Here is a 15613-nt window from a genome sequence, read left to right on the forward strand (position 1 = left end):
TGCTGCTCCTGCTAACGAGGCATTGCCTCACTACACCCCGACTATACACCACTTTATAAGCAAACAACTCTATTTACACCCCTCTCCATTCGGAGAGGGGACGGGGGAGAGGCTGTAGAAGGGCGGGGGTGAGGCTACTTCTTTCCCTTTTCTAAGCATTAAATTTGCAGGAGTAAAATATTAAGTCTAACTTTGTAGGCGATATATTAATACTTATGGACTGGTTAATTAATTTATTCCAAACACAAGACTCGGTAGCACACATCGTGTTACTGTATTCTATCGTCATTGCTCTTGGTGTCTACTTAGGTAAGATTAAGATCGGAGGAATATCCCTCGGCGTCACCTTCGTACTCTTTGTTGGCATCCTCGCAGGGCACATTAACTTCACTGGACCACGCCCTGTATTGAACTTCCTACAAGACTTTGGACTGATACTCTTCGTCTTTATGATTGGTCTACAGGTTGGTCCGGGATTCTTTGAGAGCTTCGGTAAAGGCGGACTGAAGCTCAATATCCTCTCGTCCGTAGCCATTCTGCTGAACATCTTGATGATGTTTGCATGCTATTACATCTTCTTTGACACCTCAAACAGCAGCAACCTGCCTATGATGGTAGGTACACTTTATGGTGCCGTAACCAATACCCCAGGTCTTGGTGCAGCCACCGAAGCCTTGCATAGTGTGTTCAAAGACAACATGAACTTCGATATCGCCAATGGTTACGCATGCGCTTATCCATTGGGAGTAGTGGGTATCATCGGTGCAACTATCGCTGTTCGCTACATCTGCAAGGTTAATCTTCAAGCGGAGAACGACAAGTTGATGGAAGAAGAAGGGGAGAACCCGAATGCCAAACCACACATTATGTCACTCAAGGTAGCCAATGCTTACATTGCAGGACGTACATTGCAAGAGATCTCAGAGTTCCTTAATCGCGACATTGTTTGTACACGTATTATGAAGAACGGGGTGATTTCTGTGCCTACTCGTGATACAATTCTTGAGTTGGACGATGAGGTGATCATCGTTTCAGCAGAGGTCGATGCAAAGGCTATTCAGGCTTTCATTGGTCCGGAGATTGAGGTTGATTGGCATGAAGAAGACCAACCCAAGAAGATGGTCAGCAAGCGTATTATCATCACCAACAGTGCTATGAATGGTAAAACACTGGCTAAGATGCACTTCAGTTCAGTGTATGGTGTGAACGTAACGCGCATTAGTCGTCAGGGAATGGATCTCTTCGCAAGTCGTAACCACCACTTTAATGTGGGCGACCGCATTATGGTTGTGGGTCCAGAAGAGAATGTTAATCGTGTTGCCGAACTAATGGGTAACTCTGAAAAACGCCTAAATACTCCGAATATCGCAACCATCTTTATCGGCATCATTGTGGGCATCCTCTTTGGTAGCCTACCATTCACTATACCACACATGCCCGTGCCATTGAAGCTCGGTTTGGCTGGTGGTCCATTGATCATAGCCATCCTCATTGGTCGATTTGGCTATCGCATGCACCTCGTCACCTATACCACAACCTCCGCAAACATGATGTTACGCGAGTTCGGATTAGCCTTGTTTCTTGCTTCAGTAGGCATTAAAGCAGGTGCAGGTTTCTGGGATACTGTGGTGCAAGGAGACGGTTTGAAGTATGTATATACAGGTTTCCTCATCACGATCATACCGATCCTCATCGTTGGTACTATCGCTCGCATGAAGTATAAATTCAACTATTTTACGATCATGGGAATGCTTGCCGGAACCTATACCGACCCACCAGCACTGGCATACGCGAACTCCATCTGTAATGGTGAAGCCCCTGCCATTGGTTATTCAACGGTATATCCTTTAAGCATGTTCTTGCGTATTTTCACCGCACAAATCATTGTGCTGTTCTTCTGTGGGGCGTAGTTTAAACCCCACCCAGCCTCCCCCAAGGGGAGAGAAGGAGCCTCACCCCCAGCCCCTCTCCGAATGGAGAGGGGAGTAAACAGAATTGTTTGCTTATAAAGTGGTGTATAGTCGGGGTGTAGTGAGGCAATGCCTCGTTAGCAGGAGCAGCAGAACTAAAAACAACGGAACGCCCTCTTCGTTTTGAAGAGGGCGTTCCTTCATCATGAAAAGGGTGTCTCTTCGATGTGAAGGAACGCCCTCTTTAAATGAAGGACATATCCACAAGTAGGGACAGACGCCATCGTCTGTCCGTCAAAACACAGCTAATAAAAACCTCCCCAAGTCCCTCCGAAGGAGGGGATGTTGCCTAACAGGATGTCATGAAAGGGTAGATGGGCGGACAGACGAGGGCGTCTGTCCCTACTGTGTGGCATTATCTTTAATTAAAGGAACGCCCCTTTCAAAACAAAGAGGGCGTCCGTTGATACAACAGGGGCGTTTCTTTGTTTCGAAGAAAGCCTCTCTTGACAATGAAGAAACGCCCCCGTTGTCTGATGGTGAGTCTTCAAAGTAGGGACAGACGCCATCGTCTGGAAACCCCTCCCAGCCTCCCCCAAGGGGAGGAGTGCCTAATGGTAATCTATTTGAATGGTTCTTTCTATCCAAAGGGATGCCACAGAGTAGGGACAGACGCCCTCGTCTGTCCGTCAAAACACAGCTAAGAAAAGCCTTCCCAAGCCCCTCCAAAGAAGGGGATGTTACTTAACGGGATGTCATGAAAGGGTAGATGGGCGGACAGACGAGGGCGTCTGTCCCTACTGTGTGGCATTATCTTTAATTAAAGGAACGCCCCTTTCAAAACAAAGAAGGCGTTCCGTTGATACGAAGAGGGCGTTTCCTTGCAATGAAAAGGGCGTCTCTTCACATCGAAGAAACGCCCTCTTTGTTTGTTAATAGTAGTATCTACTCCCCTCTCCATTCGGAGAGGGGCCGGGGGAGAGGCTTTGTCTAACAGTCTCCCGTTAGGCACTCCTCCCCTTGGGGGAGGCTGGGTGGGGTCATACCAACCCCCATCAGCATTGCTAAAAACAAAAGAAGGTATGTCTCACGACATACCTTCTCTATTGTTCTTAGCCATTTTATCTATTCGAGCCTCTTGTCGGATTCGAACCAACGACCCCGAGATTACAAATCACGTGCTCTGGCCAACTGAGCTAAAGAGGCAGGTGGACAAGCGATTCCTATCGCACCGCTACAACCTTCTACCCTTGCTTTGTTCCCAACCTGGGGGATTTGAAGGGAGCTGGTCGTAGGAGACTTGTCCGTATGAAACGCTCTCCCTACTTGGAGAAAGCGGTGCAAAGGTACACAATTAATTTATAACTACGAAAAGAAAGGACGCCTTTTTCGCATTTTAACAAATAATCTTAATTTTGATAAAGACGCACCTTTATATAATAAATAATCCGTAATTTTGCAGTATGACACACGATGAGATCAAACAGTTATCGGCGTATTCTCGATACGACGGGTTCTATCTTGCAATCCTTTGGGTTGCCAGTTTTGCTTGTTTGTTATATACAACTTACGTTCCTTTCTTAGGTCAGGTCTATACGATATTGCTCTTTTCTACACCTTTCTTCGTGGCTTATCGCTTTAAAAAGTTCCGTGAGGAAGGTCGCAATGGGGTAATTTCTTTTAGGCGTGGGTTGTTTTATTGCCTTCGAGTTTACTTCAATGCAGCGTTGATCTTCAGCCTTCTTCAATGGTTGTATATGAACTATGTTGACAACGGGAGACTGTTAGCTGTCTTCACAACTATCTATTCCACGCCCGAAGCAAAGCAGATGTACAGTCAGTTGAACGTATCTTACAACGATGTAATTCGGCTCCTTTCAATGATGACGGAACCGACTGTCTTGGCTGCAAATAGCTTTATAACAGCAGTGTTATCGGGCGTTGTTTTCTCATTAATCATTGCTGCGTTAATGATGAAGCAAGTACGCACCTCTAATTCAAAACAATATTAATTTGAACATACGCAATGGATATTTCCGTTATAGTTCCTCTATTCAATGAGGAAGAGAGTCTGCCTGAATTGCACGCATGGATACAACGCGTGATGAATACCAACGGCTTTTCTTATGAAATAATATTTGTTAATGACGGTTCAACCGACAATAGTTGGGGAATCATCGAGGAGCTTCATCACAAGGACGAGCACGTTCACGGCATTAAATTCCGCCGTAACTATGGTAAGAGTCCAGCCCTTTATTGTGGCTTCAAAGCGGCTAAAGGCGATGTTGTCATTACAATGGATGCAGACCTGCAAGACTCTCCTGACGAGATACCAGGGCTTTACCAAATGATCACGGAGGATAAGTTTGACCTCGTAAGTGGCTATAAGCAGAAGCGTTACGACCCATTATCTAAGACCTTGCCTACTAAGCTTTTCAATGCCACGGCACGTAAGATCAGTGGTGTACATAACCTCCATGACTTTAATTGTGGACTGAAGGCTTACCGCCGGGATGTGGTGAAGAACATCGAAGTCTATGGTGAGATGCATCGCTATATACCTTATCTTGCCAAGGAAGCAGGCTTCGCTCGTATCGGAGAGAAGGTGGTTCACCATCAGGCGCGCAAGTATGGTAAGTCGAAATTCGGCATTAATCGCTTCTTTAATGGCTATCTCGACCTACTCACCTTATGGTTCTTGACTAACTTTGGAAAGAAGCCTATGCACGTCTTCGGACTGCTTGGTTCATTCGTATTCTTCATTGGTTTCATCGCTCTTATTACCTTATTCGTCGAGAAGATGATAATGTTGTACAATGGAGAATATGGTGATCTCTTGTCGAATCATGCCTCTTTTTATATCGCTCTGACTGCTATTCTCTTGGGTACACAACTCTTTCTTGCAGGCTTCATAGGCGATTTGATCAGTCGGAGTAACCCTCGACGCAATGATTACCAGATAGAGAAAGAACTGTAAATAAGTAACTTATAAAGTGTAAATAATGACTAATAACGAATGATATGAGGCGTAAGACGATAAGCCGAAGAGGGCTGATAAAATATGTCTTAGGCGTTTTCAGCTGTTTTACCATAGGTTCACTCCTTGCTTTGACAGGCTGCTCTGACCTTGACTGTGGCGTTCACAATCCTGTAATGGCTAATTATGTCATACAGGGCGACAGCCTTCGTGATACTCTGACTATCAGTGCCATCCGTGGCAGCAAGCCCGACACTGTACTCGTCAACCGCCTTATTAAGACCACAAAATTCAGTCTGCCGATGAGCTACGGAGGTGCGCAAGACCGCCTGCGGTTCGTCCTCACCAATGCAGCTGGGCGTTCTGTCGTTGACACGATAACGATTAGTAAGACCAATGTGAGCCACTTTGAAAGTGTTGATTGTGCGCCCGCTTTCTTCCATAAACTCACTGCCGTGAGTACAACGGGACGCGGAATTAGTCAGATAAGTATCAACAATCCCAACGTAGACTACGATGGAACGAAAGAGAATATGCACATTCGTATTACTCGCCCTTAGTCTTCTTCTGTTGCAGCCAACGGCTCTCCGGGCACAACAGAAGCGTAAGGCACAACCCGTACAGGCTGATACTGTATCGTTCTTCAGGGGCGTTGCAGTTGGAGTAGACATCGTCGGGCCCGCTATGAAGGCTCTTTCTGCCTACGGACAATACGAAGCCTTATTGCGAGTGAACATCCGCGACAAGTATTATCCAGTGCTGGAACTCGGTGTGGGACACGCTGATAAGACCGCTGATGAGACCTCAACACAGTATAAAACACGTGCCCCATACGGTCGTGTGGGTATGGACTTCAATGTACTCAAAGACAAGCACGATGTCTATCGCGTCTTGGTTGGCGGCAGGGTGGGCTATACCAGCTTCAAATATGACGTCAACGCGCCTGCCGTGAAAGACCCCATTTGGGGCGGATTAGTGCCCTTTGGCGGTACTGACGTGCGTTCGCACCTGCTTTGGTTAGAGGCTTCTTTCGGCGTAGATGCCAAAATCTGGGGACCAATACGTATGGGTTGGAGCGTGAGATACAAGATTCGTGCGCATCAGAAAAGCAATGACTTGGGCGAACCTTGGTATGTGCCGGGATACGGAAGGGGCGGTTCCTCAACGCTTGGAGCCACATTTAACGTTCTTCTCGAACTATAACCACTCATCTAACAAACATCCTTTTCCATCACTAAAATGACCAGATTACGATAATGAAGAATAAGAAACTCTATTGGCAAATACCCTTTCTTTTGGTGCTGCTCATTGGTTCTATCGCCATTGTGAGGTGTCAGCACGATATGCCGTATCAGCATAATACGGGCTTTATCTTCGGTACTGTCTATCACATCACGTACCAGAGTGACGAAGACCTGCAGCCCGAGATTGATGCAGAACTTAAACGTGTCAACCAGACCTTCTCAACTTTTGAGCCATCATCGGTCATTTCGTTGATCAATCAGAACAAACCCGTCAAGGTGAATGAGATGTTTGATGAGGTGTTTACACTCGCTCAACAGGTATCGAAAGAGACCAATGGTGCGTTCGACATCACGGTAGCACCAATGGTAAACCTGTGGGGCTTCGGCTTCAAAACGGGTGTTCATCCATCGAAAGAGAAGATTGATAGCTTGCGACAAATCGTTGGTTTTAATAAGGTGAAACTGGTTGGTAACACCATTCGCAAGCAAGATCCGCGCGTTATGTTAGACTGTTCTGCGATTGCAAAGGGCTATGGTTCCGATTGCGTAGCACGTTTGCTGCAAAGCAAGGGAGTAACGAATTTCATGATAGAGATAGGTGGTGAGATCGTAACCAAGGGCAACAGCGAAAAGAGATTGCCCTGGCGTATTGGTGTGACAAAGCCTACGGACGACAGTGTGAACGTCAATCAAGATTACGAGGCGGTGCTGAATGTGACCGACCGAGCTATGGCGACGAGTGGAAACTATCGTAACTTCTATTATAAAGGAGGTAAGAAATATGCGCACACCATCAACCCTAAGACAGGATACCCCGTCCAACACTCCCTCCTTTCGGCTACTGTTCTTGCCAAGAACTGCGCCACTGCGGATGCATACGCCACCTCCTTCATGGTGATGGGCATAGAGAAAGCCAAGCAGTTACTCGATCGTCACCCCGAGTTGATGGCGTATTTTATTTATTCAGATAGCAGGGGGAAGCTAAGAGTTTGGTATAGTAAAGGTCTCACCCCCGCCCAATAAAAGCCTCACCCCCGCCCCCTCTCCGAATGGAGAGGGGAGTAGATAGTACTGTAAATGAGGTTAGGATATATCAAAGAAAACCATACCCTTTCTACCTATTCACTCCCCTCTCCATTCGGAGAGGGGGCGGGGGTGAGGCTTGAGAGGGGCAAGGTTGGGGCTTGATCGGGACTTGTTTGGGTTTATTTAATTGTTATGTTACAACTTCACAACGACCTTCTCCGCTTCCCACTCTTCCTCGGAATAGGCACAGATGAGCTTTCCGAGATTGTTGGACACACCAAGTTTGGATTCTATAAACTGTCGGCAGGGCAGCTACTGGCGGCAGAAGGCGACCGATGCACACAACTCTTCTTTCTCATGGCAGGCTCACTGAGTGTGGAGAGTCATGCTGATAACCATCGATACAGTATCATCGAAGAGTTATCAGCACCAGCTGTCATACAACCAGAACACCTCTTCGGACTCATGTCAAGATACTCCCGTACATTCTCTGCAAAGACCGATTGCAGCTTACTGGCACTCAGTAAGGAGGAGATTCTCCGCCTCCTTGATTCCTACCTCATCTTCCGTTTGAATTTTCTCAACATCCTTTCCATGCAAGCGCAACGGCAGGGTCGCATTCCATGGAGGCAGAATCCGAGTGAAATTCGCCAACAGTTCTTTGCTTTCTTACGCCTCCGTTGTATCACGCAAGCCGGTAAGAAAGTGCTCAAAATAAAGATGGAAACACTCGGGCATGAGCTTCATCAAAGTCGTCTGAACGTCTCCCGTATGCTCAACCGGTTACAGGCAGAAGGTCTGATAACCATCAGTCGTGGTGTTATCATCGTCCCACAATTGGAGTTGTTGCGGTAGGGATAACCCCATTCTGCTTCCCTTGAATACCCCACCCAACCTCCCCCAAGGGGAGGAGTGCCTAACGGAAGTTAGTTGGAACAGGTGGAGAAGGAGTTTCTTCCTATCCAAAAGGATGCCACAAAGTAGGGACAGACGCCCCCGTCTGTCCGCCTTTCCATTCCTTCATGGCTTCCCGTCAGGCAACATTCCCTTCTTCGAGGGGGGTAAGAAGACATCTATTGCTTGTGTTTTGGCGGACAGACGAGGGCGTCTGTCCCTACTGTGAAGCCTCACCCCCGCCCCCTCTCCCAATGGAGAGGGGAGTAGATAGTATTGTTTCCCACAGAACAAGCAACTCGTCAACTCTACCTAATCATAATTTCGAATTATGAATTTTGAATTAAAGAACCATGTTTCATCCGTCCCATAAACGCTTTTTCAACGCTTCGGAAAAACTTTGTCTCATTTTATAAATATAATTATGTCCAAGCGAGGTAATACTTAAATGTTTTTCTTATCTTTGCAGTGTAGAGTCTTGAATGACAATCTGAAAGCAAAAGCAAGACCTTTCCCACGTTACAATCCTCACCTGAGTTGGATATGAATAATAATATGGAGAAATGCTTTCAATATGTTCATTCAATTCAGTTGGTAAATAATAACAAATAAATGTGCGATGAAGAGAACGAATAAAGTGTTACTCATTTACACTGGTGGAACCATCGGTATGGGGCATAACAAACGTACGGGTGCATTAGAACCATTGGACTTCAGTCATCTTGTTGATAATGTTCCAGAGTTCAAATTAGTACCTACGGAGGTAGATACCTATCAGTTCGATCCACCCATCGACTCGTCTGATATGACCCCTTGTCGTTGGGCGCAACTTGTGCAGATCGTATCCGAATGCTATGATGACTATGATGGTTTTGTGATTCTCCACGGCACAGATACGATGGCTTATACAGCATCGGCTCTATCGTTCATGTTCGAAAATCTGACGAAACCAATTATCCTTACGGGGTCTCAACTACCTATTGGTCAGTTGCGTACAGACGGCAAAGAGAACCTCATGACGAGTATAGAGTTGGCATCAGCACATCATAAGGATGGAACGGCTATGGTACCTGAAGTGTGCATTTACTTCAGTGGGCACTTGTTGAGAGGCAACCGTTCTACGAAGCAGAATGCCGATGAGTTCAATGCTTTCGACTCTTTTAATTATCCGCATTTATGTGAGGCTGGGGTCAACTTCACCTTTGATGAACACCGAATACTTACTCCTGACTATTCAAAACCATTGATCACACACACCGAGCTGGATAATAATGTGATTATCTTCTCCCTCTTTCCTGGAATGGAGGAAGGGCTCATGCACCATCTTCTCGATGCCCCAGAATTACGCAGTATCGTAATGCGTTCTTACGGAAGTGGCAATGCTCCACAACGTCCTTGGCTGATGAAATTATTGAAACAGGCGTCAGAACGTGGAGTTATCGTCGTGAACATCAGTCAATGTATCAGTGGACGCGTTGAGATGAGCCGCTATGATACGGGTTACCAACTCAAGGATGCAGGTGTTATCAGTGGTTATGACAGTACGGTCGAGGCTGCTGTAACGAAGTTGATGTACCTTCAAGCACGATATGATGACGCTGATATGGTGCGTTATTACATGAACCGTTCGATTGCTGGTGAGATTAGTATCATTGAATAGAAGTTTTATTTTTGCTGTCACTTCTGTCACGGTTCTTATGTTTACAAGCCTCTGGCAATTAAATAGTTAGCTCAAATGTTAAAAGTGACAGCAACTATAATAAAAAACTTAAACAGGTGTTTTGAGACAGAAGGAGTATGTCATTTAATCCGAAATCATGATTAGGTAGAGTTAACAAGGAAACGAGTCGACGAGTAAACAAGTTATTAGTTCTGTTGGAAAAGATAGTGGGTTTGTTGGGAAAGAAGTTCTCGCCCGTCCACACAAATAGCCCATTAGAATAGAAGGAACATGTCGTTACGGCAATATGTCCTTATACCATCCTGTCAAAGAGATTTATGAACAGGTATATGGGTGGAGGCATCTGTCCTTACTAATCATACTTGTGAATTATGAATTGTGAATTTTTGAATTAAAAGAAGTGTCCATCTTGATCGAAATGACCCCTTCAATGTAGGGACAGACGCCCTCATCTGTCCGCAAACTCAGCAATGTTCCGAACAAAAAAGAGGGACTCGGGACGGACAGACGAGGGCGTCTGTCCCTACTTTGTGAAGCTATTCTCCAACAGAACAAACAACTCGTCTACTCGTTAACTCGTTTCCTTGTTAACTCTACACAATCCCCAATTTGAATTATGAATTGTGAATTTTGAATTAAAAAAGGTACAGACTCTTTATGATCTGTACCTTTTCTATAACGTTATGTGCCGTTACGACGACAACGCAACAAGCATATTAATTATTCACCGTACCTCCAACAATATCCAACAACTCGGATGTGATGGCTGCTTGACGCGACTTGTTATATTGCAAGTTGAGTGAACGAAGCAACTCATCGGCATTATCTGTTGCCGTTTGCATAGCCACCATGCGGGCTGCATGTTCGGAGGCATTGCTGTCAAGAAGTGCTGTGTACACCATAAGATGGAGCAGCTTTGGCACTAAAGCCTGCAATACTGTAGGTAAATCAGGCTCAACGATGAAGTCATCATTCAATGGAGTAACGACCTCATTATTCGTCTTCTGTGTTTTAACCTGCCCTTTCTTCTTCAAATAGTCTTGTGCTGCTTTGGTTGAGATATCCGATGATAGGTCACGTTCAGTATCACGACTCAGCTCTTCGCTAAGGTCTATTGGTAGGAAAGGTTTGCGCTGGAGAATCTGACTACCAGCACTCTTAAAGTGGTGATAAATCATCTCTACCCTATCAAACTCGCCTTTCAACCACTTCTGTCCCAGCTCTTTAGCAATGTTACGACACTCTTCCGAGTTAGGCTTATCAGCAAGGTTTGGATAAGGATAGACGCATGTGTAACCACGTTTATTCGCTGTCTCAGCCACCTTTCGACCAACAGGATAGATCACAATATCATCCTTTGTCAACCCCTGCGCATGATATTCATCTATCGTATGCTGCATGAGCTTGATGACATTCGCATTAAATCCACCACAGAGCGAGCTATTGGAGGAGAACACAAGCAAGGCTACACGCTTGACCGGTCTCTGTACATCAAAAGGAGTCTCGGTATTCGGTGTAGAGACAAGGAAAGCCTTGAGAATATGCTCGAGCATCGCTTCGTAAGGGAGCATGTTCTCGATTGCATTCTGTGCATGATGCAACTTACTCGATGCTACCATCTTCATTGCACTCGTAATCTTACGCGTGCTTTGGACACTGGCTATACGAGTCTTTATTTCCTTTAACGATGCCATTATGTATTGTCTTATTTATATTGTCCGGCAATATTGCCCATCACTTCTTCTATTACCTTTATAGAAGAATCCTCTAACTGACCTGCAGCAAGGGAACTGATGACGTCGGCGTAAGATGAACGCATGCTGTCGAGGAATTGATCCTGACAATGACGAACCTGATCAACTGGTACATCGCGCATCAAACCATGTACACCGCAATAAAGGATGGCAATCTGCTCTCCTACTGGCATTGGGCTGTACTGAGGTTGTATCAAAAGCTGGTTATTCTTACGACCACGGTCGAGTGTCATTGCTGTCACCTGATCCATATCAGAAGAGAACTTAGAGAATGCCTCAAGCTCACGATACTGTGCCATATCAATCTTCAGTGTTCCTGCCACCTTCTTCATACTCTTTACCTGTGCAGATCCACCTACACGAGATACTGAAATACCGACATTGATGGCTGGACGGAAGCCCTGATTGAAGAGGTTTGACTCGAGGTATATCTGTCCGTCAGTAATGGAAATCACGTTAGTTGGAATGTAAGCTGACACGTCTCCTGCCTGAGTCTCGATGATAGGTAAGGCTGTTAACGAACCACCACCCTTGACATGTCCCTTCATACACTCAGGTAGATCGTTCATCTGCTCAGCAATCTCTTGCTGGTCATTGATACGTGCTGCACGTTCCAACAGACGTGAGTGAAGATAGAACACATCGCCTGGGTAAGCCTCACGACCAGATGGACGACGAAGGATCAAAGATACCTCACGATAGGCAACAGCTTGTTTTGACAAGTCGTCATAAACGACAAGAGCAGAGTAACCACGGTCTCTGAAGTATTCACCAATAGCGGCACCTGCGAACGGAGCATAATACTGCATAGCTGCAGGATCAGCCGCTGTTGCACTCACGACAATCGTATATGGTAATGCACCACGTTCCTTTAGATTCTGCACCAAAGTAGCTACTGTAGATGCTTTCTGCCCTATGGCAACATAGATACAATATACAGGTTTGCCTTGTTCATAGAAACTCTTCTGGTTGAGGATGGTATCAACAGCAATCGCAGTCTTACCTGTCTGACGGTCACCAATGATAAGCTCACGCTGACCACGACCAATAGGAATCATTGAGTCGACAGCCTTCAAACCTGTTTGGAGCGGTTCCTTCACTGGTTGACGATAGATCACACCAGGAGCTTTACGGTCCAATGGCATTTCGAAAGAGTCGGTTAGGTCGATATCACCCTTACCATCAATCGCTTCTCCAAGAGGGTTTACCACACGTCCCAAGAAGTTGTCATTCACACGGATTGAGGCGATACGATGTGTACGCTTAACGCTTTGTCCCTCCTTGATACCCGTTGTTGGACCAAGAAGAATACATCCGACATTGTCTTCCTCCAAGTTCATGACAATAGCCATAGTGCCATTCTCAAATTCAAGCAACTCATTGGCTTCAGCATTACGAAGACCATACACACGTGCTACACCATCACCAACGGTTAACACAGTGCCGACTTCATCAAACTTCTCCTCTGAGTTAATGCCTTGCAATTCCTTTACAAGGATCTCAGACACCTCACTTGGTTTAATTTTATCTGACATGTTATTAATTTATTACTTTGTTAATTGTGTGAGGATAGCATTCAGTTTGTTCTTCACACTCGCATCCATCCTGTAAGTATCATACTCGAGTATGAATCCCCCAATGAGCGATGGATCGACTTCGGTGTTGAACTCGACAATACCCTGACTACGGGCTTCCACCAATGCTTTCATCTTATTCTCTGTTTCTTCAGAGACGGGTGAAGCGGTGATAACCTTGCCCTGAATGATATGTTTCTGCTTTCTATACAGAGAGACATAATCGTTTGCCATTAACTGTAACAGGTCTTCTCTATCCTCCTTCAGTACAAGGGAAAAGAAGTTACTAACCAACTCGGGACATTTGTCACCACAGGCTACTTCCAATAGCCTGCGCTTCTTATCCTTAGGAAGCATCGGACTTTCGATAGTCACACGTAAATCCTTTACTTGCAAATAAGCCTGAGCAAGGGTCTGCATAATTGCATATACCTTGTCTTCAAGCCCTTGTTCACAAGCAGCCTTGAATAACGCACGAGCATAGCGAACCGATATTACACCTGTATTCATAAGCGTTTATTTACTTTCTGTACCATTAGAAGAAGCAACTTCATCCAATAAGCTATCGATGAGTTGAGCCTGTTCTGCAGATGTTGTCAACTGTTTGCGAAGAATCTTCTCAGCAATTTGTACAGACAACTCAGCTACCTGTGAACGGATATCACGTATAGCCGCTTGCTTCTGACTCTCTATCTCTGCCTTGGCTTCTGATAGGATTCGAGCACTCTCTTCGTGCGCCTTTTCCTGAGCCTGTTCAACTATAGAGTCACGCGTTTGAGACGCTTCACGAAGTATCTGCGCCTGCTTCTCGCGTGCTTCCATAAGCAGCTCCTCACCTTGTTTCTGAATATTAGCAAGCCTCAAGTTAGCTTCCTCTGCCTTTGCTAAACTCTCATCTATATAGTTCTTGCGCTCATTCACCATCTTAATAATCGATGGGAAGCCCCATCGCCATAGGATGAAGAAGACCACCAGAAAGACAATTGTCATCCAAAAGAGCAAACCACCATCTGGCAATAATAATGACATAAGCTGCTAAATTACTTTTCTTATTACTCTTATTAACTAACTCCTCTTGTGTAGTTTAGAATACACAAAGAAGAGCGATGATCGCTGCGAAGAAGGCAACACCCTCTACCAATGCTGCAGCAATAATCATTGAGGAACGAAGGTCACCGATCTTCTCTGGCTGACGAGCCATAGCATCCATAGCCTGACCACCGATACGACCAATACCAAGACCTGCGCCTACAGCTGCGATACCTGCACCGATTGCGGCGCCTAACTTTGCAGTCTCTGCTGCTAATAACAATGATGTCAACATAGTTTTTTACTTTTAATATTAATTATTTCTTATTATTTATTTCGTTACTTATGATAGATTAGGAAAGTATCACCTGTATTTTAAAGGATTATCTCTCTATTCTATCCTTATTCCCTAAGCTTTCACCTTCTCTTCTGCAGGCTCATGAACACGTGCCAAAGAGATAAATACAGCACTCAACATCGTGAATACCAATGCTTGAATGAAGCTAACAAGAATCTCTAAAAGCATCATAAAGATACTCATTCCCACACTCACAATGGTCATGGAAGAACTAAGTACAATACCCATAGTCGCCATGATGAAGATAATACAGGTCAAAGCCAATGCAATAGCATGTCCTGCCATCATATTAGCAAAGAGACGCACCATCAATGCAAAGGGTTTCGTGAAGATACCAAAAATCTCAATCACTGGCATCAAAGGTACTGGTACCTTCAACCATGCGGGTACGTCTGGCCAAAAGATATCCTTCCAATAATGCTTCGTACCCGAGAAGTTGGTTACTAAGAAGGTGCAGATAGCCAAAAAGAAGGTAATTGTAATATTACCCGTGAGGTTTCCTCCACCCGGTGGGAATGGTACGATACCCATGATGTTAGCCACAAAGATGAAGAAGAAACAGGTCAATAAGTAAGGTGCATATTTATCTGCCTCCTTACCTAATGTTGGTTTTATCACCTCATCATAGACATACATCACGAACATGTGCATCAATCCAGTGAATCCCTTCGGAGCCTTATCTGTAACCTTGTGACGGCGACACCAGCGTGCTGGTATCAATATACAAAGTAACAAAAGGATAGCATCAATAAAGAGTACACACACCGACTTTGTAATCGAAATATCGAATGGACGTACCTCTGTTCCATCTGGTTTCAATTCAACAATACGCCGTTCATAATTTCCCTTTGTCGCTATAAACAAGTTCGGGTTGTTCTTACAAGGACGATAACCAGCGTGTGGACCATGCTCTAAAGGTTCTTCTTCAAAGTCTTCTGCCCAACCCGTGTACCAGCCATCCGATGTCTTCACGATAACTGGAAGATTGATGATGACGGGCTTATCTCCTATATTGGTAACATGCCATTCATAGGAGTCTTTGATGTGTCCCCACAATATGCCTTGCAAGTCAACACCGTCTCCCTTACTCTCTGATGCAGCCGCACCAGGTAAGAGAAGAAATAGCATTACAGCCATGCAAAGCAAATGCTTGAGATATTTCATTC

Annotated in this window: 14 protein-coding genes, 1 tRNA gene and 1 other RNA gene; 8 read left to right on the forward strand and 8 right to left on the reverse strand. The window is 45.2% G+C overall.

Annotated features, from left to right (window positions below; translation table 11 throughout):
- Positions 1 to 215 precede the first annotated feature (215 nt).
- Positions 216 to 1910: a putative transporter gene (locus J5A55_RS09375; RefSeq protein WP_004381670.1), complete on the forward strand. Its 1695-nt coding sequence runs from the start codon at positions 216 to 218 to the stop codon at positions 1908 to 1910.
- A gap of 1132 nt (positions 1911 to 3042) precedes the next feature.
- Here J5A55_RS09375 and J5A55_RS09380 read toward each other — a convergent pair.
- A tRNA-Thr gene (locus J5A55_RS09380) sits at positions 3043 to 3116 on the reverse strand.
- 3 nt (positions 3117 to 3119) lie between these two features.
- An RNA gene (gene ffs, locus J5A55_RS09385) (signal recognition particle sRNA small type) lies at positions 3120 to 3216 on the reverse strand.
- A gap of 157 nt (positions 3217 to 3373) precedes the next feature.
- Between ffs and J5A55_RS09390 the strand changes: the two genes are divergently transcribed.
- From J5A55_RS09390 to J5A55_RS09420, 7 genes are all read left to right on the forward strand, one after another.
- On the forward strand, positions 3374 to 3922 hold the full coding sequence (locus J5A55_RS09390) for a DUF4199 domain-containing protein (protein ID WP_004381666.1): 549 nt from the start codon (positions 3374 to 3376) through the stop codon (positions 3920 to 3922).
- 14 nt (positions 3923 to 3936) lie between these two features.
- Positions 3937 to 4887, forward strand: a complete 951-nt coding sequence (locus J5A55_RS09395; RefSeq protein ID WP_004381665.1) for a glycosyltransferase family 2 protein — start codon at positions 3937 to 3939, stop codon at positions 4885 to 4887.
- 44 nt (positions 4888 to 4931) lie between these two features.
- Positions 4932 to 5447 (forward strand): DUF6452 family protein, encoded by a 516-nt coding sequence (locus J5A55_RS09400; protein ID WP_004381664.1) that lies wholly within the window; start codon positions 4932 to 4934, stop codon positions 5445 to 5447.
- Positions 5404 to 6090, forward strand: a complete 687-nt coding sequence (locus tag J5A55_RS09405; protein ID WP_004381663.1) for a DUF6048 family protein — start codon at positions 5404 to 5406, stop codon at positions 6088 to 6090. The genes J5A55_RS09400 and J5A55_RS09405 overlap by 44 nt, the downstream gene beginning before the upstream one ends.
- A 53-nt stretch (positions 6091 to 6143) precedes the next feature.
- Positions 6144 to 7154: an FAD:protein FMN transferase gene (locus J5A55_RS09410; protein ID WP_004381662.1), complete on the forward strand. Its 1011-nt coding sequence runs from the start codon at positions 6144 to 6146 to the stop codon at positions 7152 to 7154.
- 195 nt (positions 7155 to 7349) lie between these two features.
- Entirely contained in the window at positions 7350 to 8012 is a 663-nt protein-coding gene (locus J5A55_RS09415; RefSeq protein ID WP_004381661.1) for a Crp/Fnr family transcriptional regulator, read from the forward strand.
- Positions 8013 to 8670: 658 nt separating this feature from the next.
- Positions 8671 to 9711 carry an asparaginase gene (locus tag J5A55_RS09420; RefSeq protein WP_004381659.1) on the forward strand — a complete coding sequence of 347 codons (1041 nt, stop codon included), beginning with the start codon at positions 8671 to 8673 and terminating at the stop codon, positions 9709 to 9711.
- A gap of 737 nt (positions 9712 to 10448) precedes the next feature.
- On the opposite strand, the gene J5A55_RS09425 is transcribed toward J5A55_RS09420, so the two are convergent.
- The 6 genes from J5A55_RS09425 to atpB form a co-directional block, all read right to left on the reverse strand.
- Entirely contained in the window at positions 10449 to 11426 is a 978-nt protein-coding gene (locus J5A55_RS09425; protein WP_004381657.1) for a F0F1 ATP synthase subunit gamma, read from the reverse strand.
- A gap of 11 nt (positions 11427 to 11437) precedes the next feature.
- Positions 11438 to 13021 (reverse strand): F0F1 ATP synthase subunit alpha, encoded by a 1584-nt coding sequence (gene atpA, locus J5A55_RS09430; protein WP_004381656.1) that lies wholly within the window; start codon positions 13019 to 13021, stop codon positions 11438 to 11440.
- Positions 13022 to 13033: 12 nt separating this feature from the next.
- Entirely contained in the window at positions 13034 to 13570 is a 537-nt protein-coding gene (locus J5A55_RS09435) for a F0F1 ATP synthase subunit delta (protein ID WP_004381655.1), read from the reverse strand.
- 6 nt (positions 13571 to 13576) lie between these two features.
- The gene (gene atpF / locus J5A55_RS09440) at positions 13577 to 14089 is read right to left on the reverse strand and encodes a F0F1 ATP synthase subunit B (RefSeq protein ID WP_004381654.1); all 513 of its coding nucleotides are present in this window, start codon (positions 14087 to 14089) and stop codon (positions 13577 to 13579) included.
- Positions 14090 to 14144: 55 nt separating this feature from the next.
- On the reverse strand, positions 14145 to 14384 hold the full coding sequence (gene atpE / locus J5A55_RS09445) for an ATP synthase F0 subunit C (RefSeq protein WP_004352373.1): 240 nt from the start codon (positions 14382 to 14384) through the stop codon (positions 14145 to 14147).
- A 114-nt stretch (positions 14385 to 14498) separates the two neighbouring features.
- Entirely contained in the window at positions 14499 to 15611 is a 1113-nt protein-coding gene (atpB, locus tag J5A55_RS09450; protein WP_039850845.1) for a F0F1 ATP synthase subunit A, read from the reverse strand.
- Positions 15612 to 15613: the final 2 nt, after the last annotated feature.

This window comes from Prevotella veroralis (assembly GCF_018127765.1).
GTDB classification, from domain to species: Bacteria; Bacteroidota; Bacteroidia; order Bacteroidales; family Bacteroidaceae; genus Prevotella; species Prevotella veroralis.

Excerpts from the sequence above, each read along its gene's own strand:
- atpE (WP_004352373.1), bottom strand. The coding sequence starts at position 14,384 with ATGTTGACATCATTGTTATTAGCAGCAGAGACTGCAAAGTTAGGCGCC.
- J5A55_RS09400 (WP_004381664.1), top strand. The coding sequence starts at position 4,932 with ATGAGGCGTAAGACGATAAGCCGAAGAGGGCTGATAAAATATGTCTTA.
- J5A55_RS09410 (WP_004381662.1), top strand. The coding sequence starts at position 6,144 with ATGAAGAATAAGAAACTCTATTGGCAAATACCCTTTCTTTTGGTGCTG.
- J5A55_RS09415 (WP_004381661.1), top strand. The coding sequence starts at position 7,350 with ATGTTACAACTTCACAACGACCTTCTCCGCTTCCCACTCTTCCTCGGA.
- J5A55_RS09435 (WP_004381655.1), bottom strand. The coding sequence starts at position 13,570 with ATGAATACAGGTGTAATATCGGTTCGCTATGCTCGTGCGTTATTCAAG.
- J5A55_RS09405 (WP_004381663.1), top strand. The coding sequence starts at position 5,404 with ATGGAACGAAAGAGAATATGCACATTCGTATTACTCGCCCTTAGTCTT.
- J5A55_RS09420 (WP_004381659.1), top strand. The coding sequence starts at position 8,671 with ATGAAGAGAACGAATAAAGTGTTACTCATTTACACTGGTGGAACCATC.
- J5A55_RS09375 (WP_004381670.1), top strand. The coding sequence starts at position 216 with ATGGACTGGTTAATTAATTTATTCCAAACACAAGACTCGGTAGCACAC.
- J5A55_RS09425 (WP_004381657.1), bottom strand. The coding sequence starts at position 11,426 with ATGGCATCGTTAAAGGAAATAAAGACTCGTATAGCCAGTGTCCAAAGC.
- atpB (WP_039850845.1), bottom strand. The coding sequence starts at position 15,611 with ATGAAATATCTCAAGCATTTGCTTTGCATGGCTGTAATGCTATTTCTT.
- J5A55_RS09395 (WP_004381665.1), top strand. The coding sequence starts at position 3,937 with ATGGATATTTCCGTTATAGTTCCTCTATTCAATGAGGAAGAGAGTCTG.
- atpF (WP_004381654.1), bottom strand. The coding sequence starts at position 14,089 with ATGTCATTATTATTGCCAGATGGTGGTTTGCTCTTTTGGATGACAATT.
- atpA (WP_004381656.1), bottom strand. The coding sequence starts at position 13,021 with ATGTCAGATAAAATTAAACCAAGTGAGGTGTCTGAGATCCTTGTAAAG.
- J5A55_RS09390 (WP_004381666.1), top strand. The coding sequence starts at position 3,374 with ATGACACACGATGAGATCAAACAGTTATCGGCGTATTCTCGATACGAC.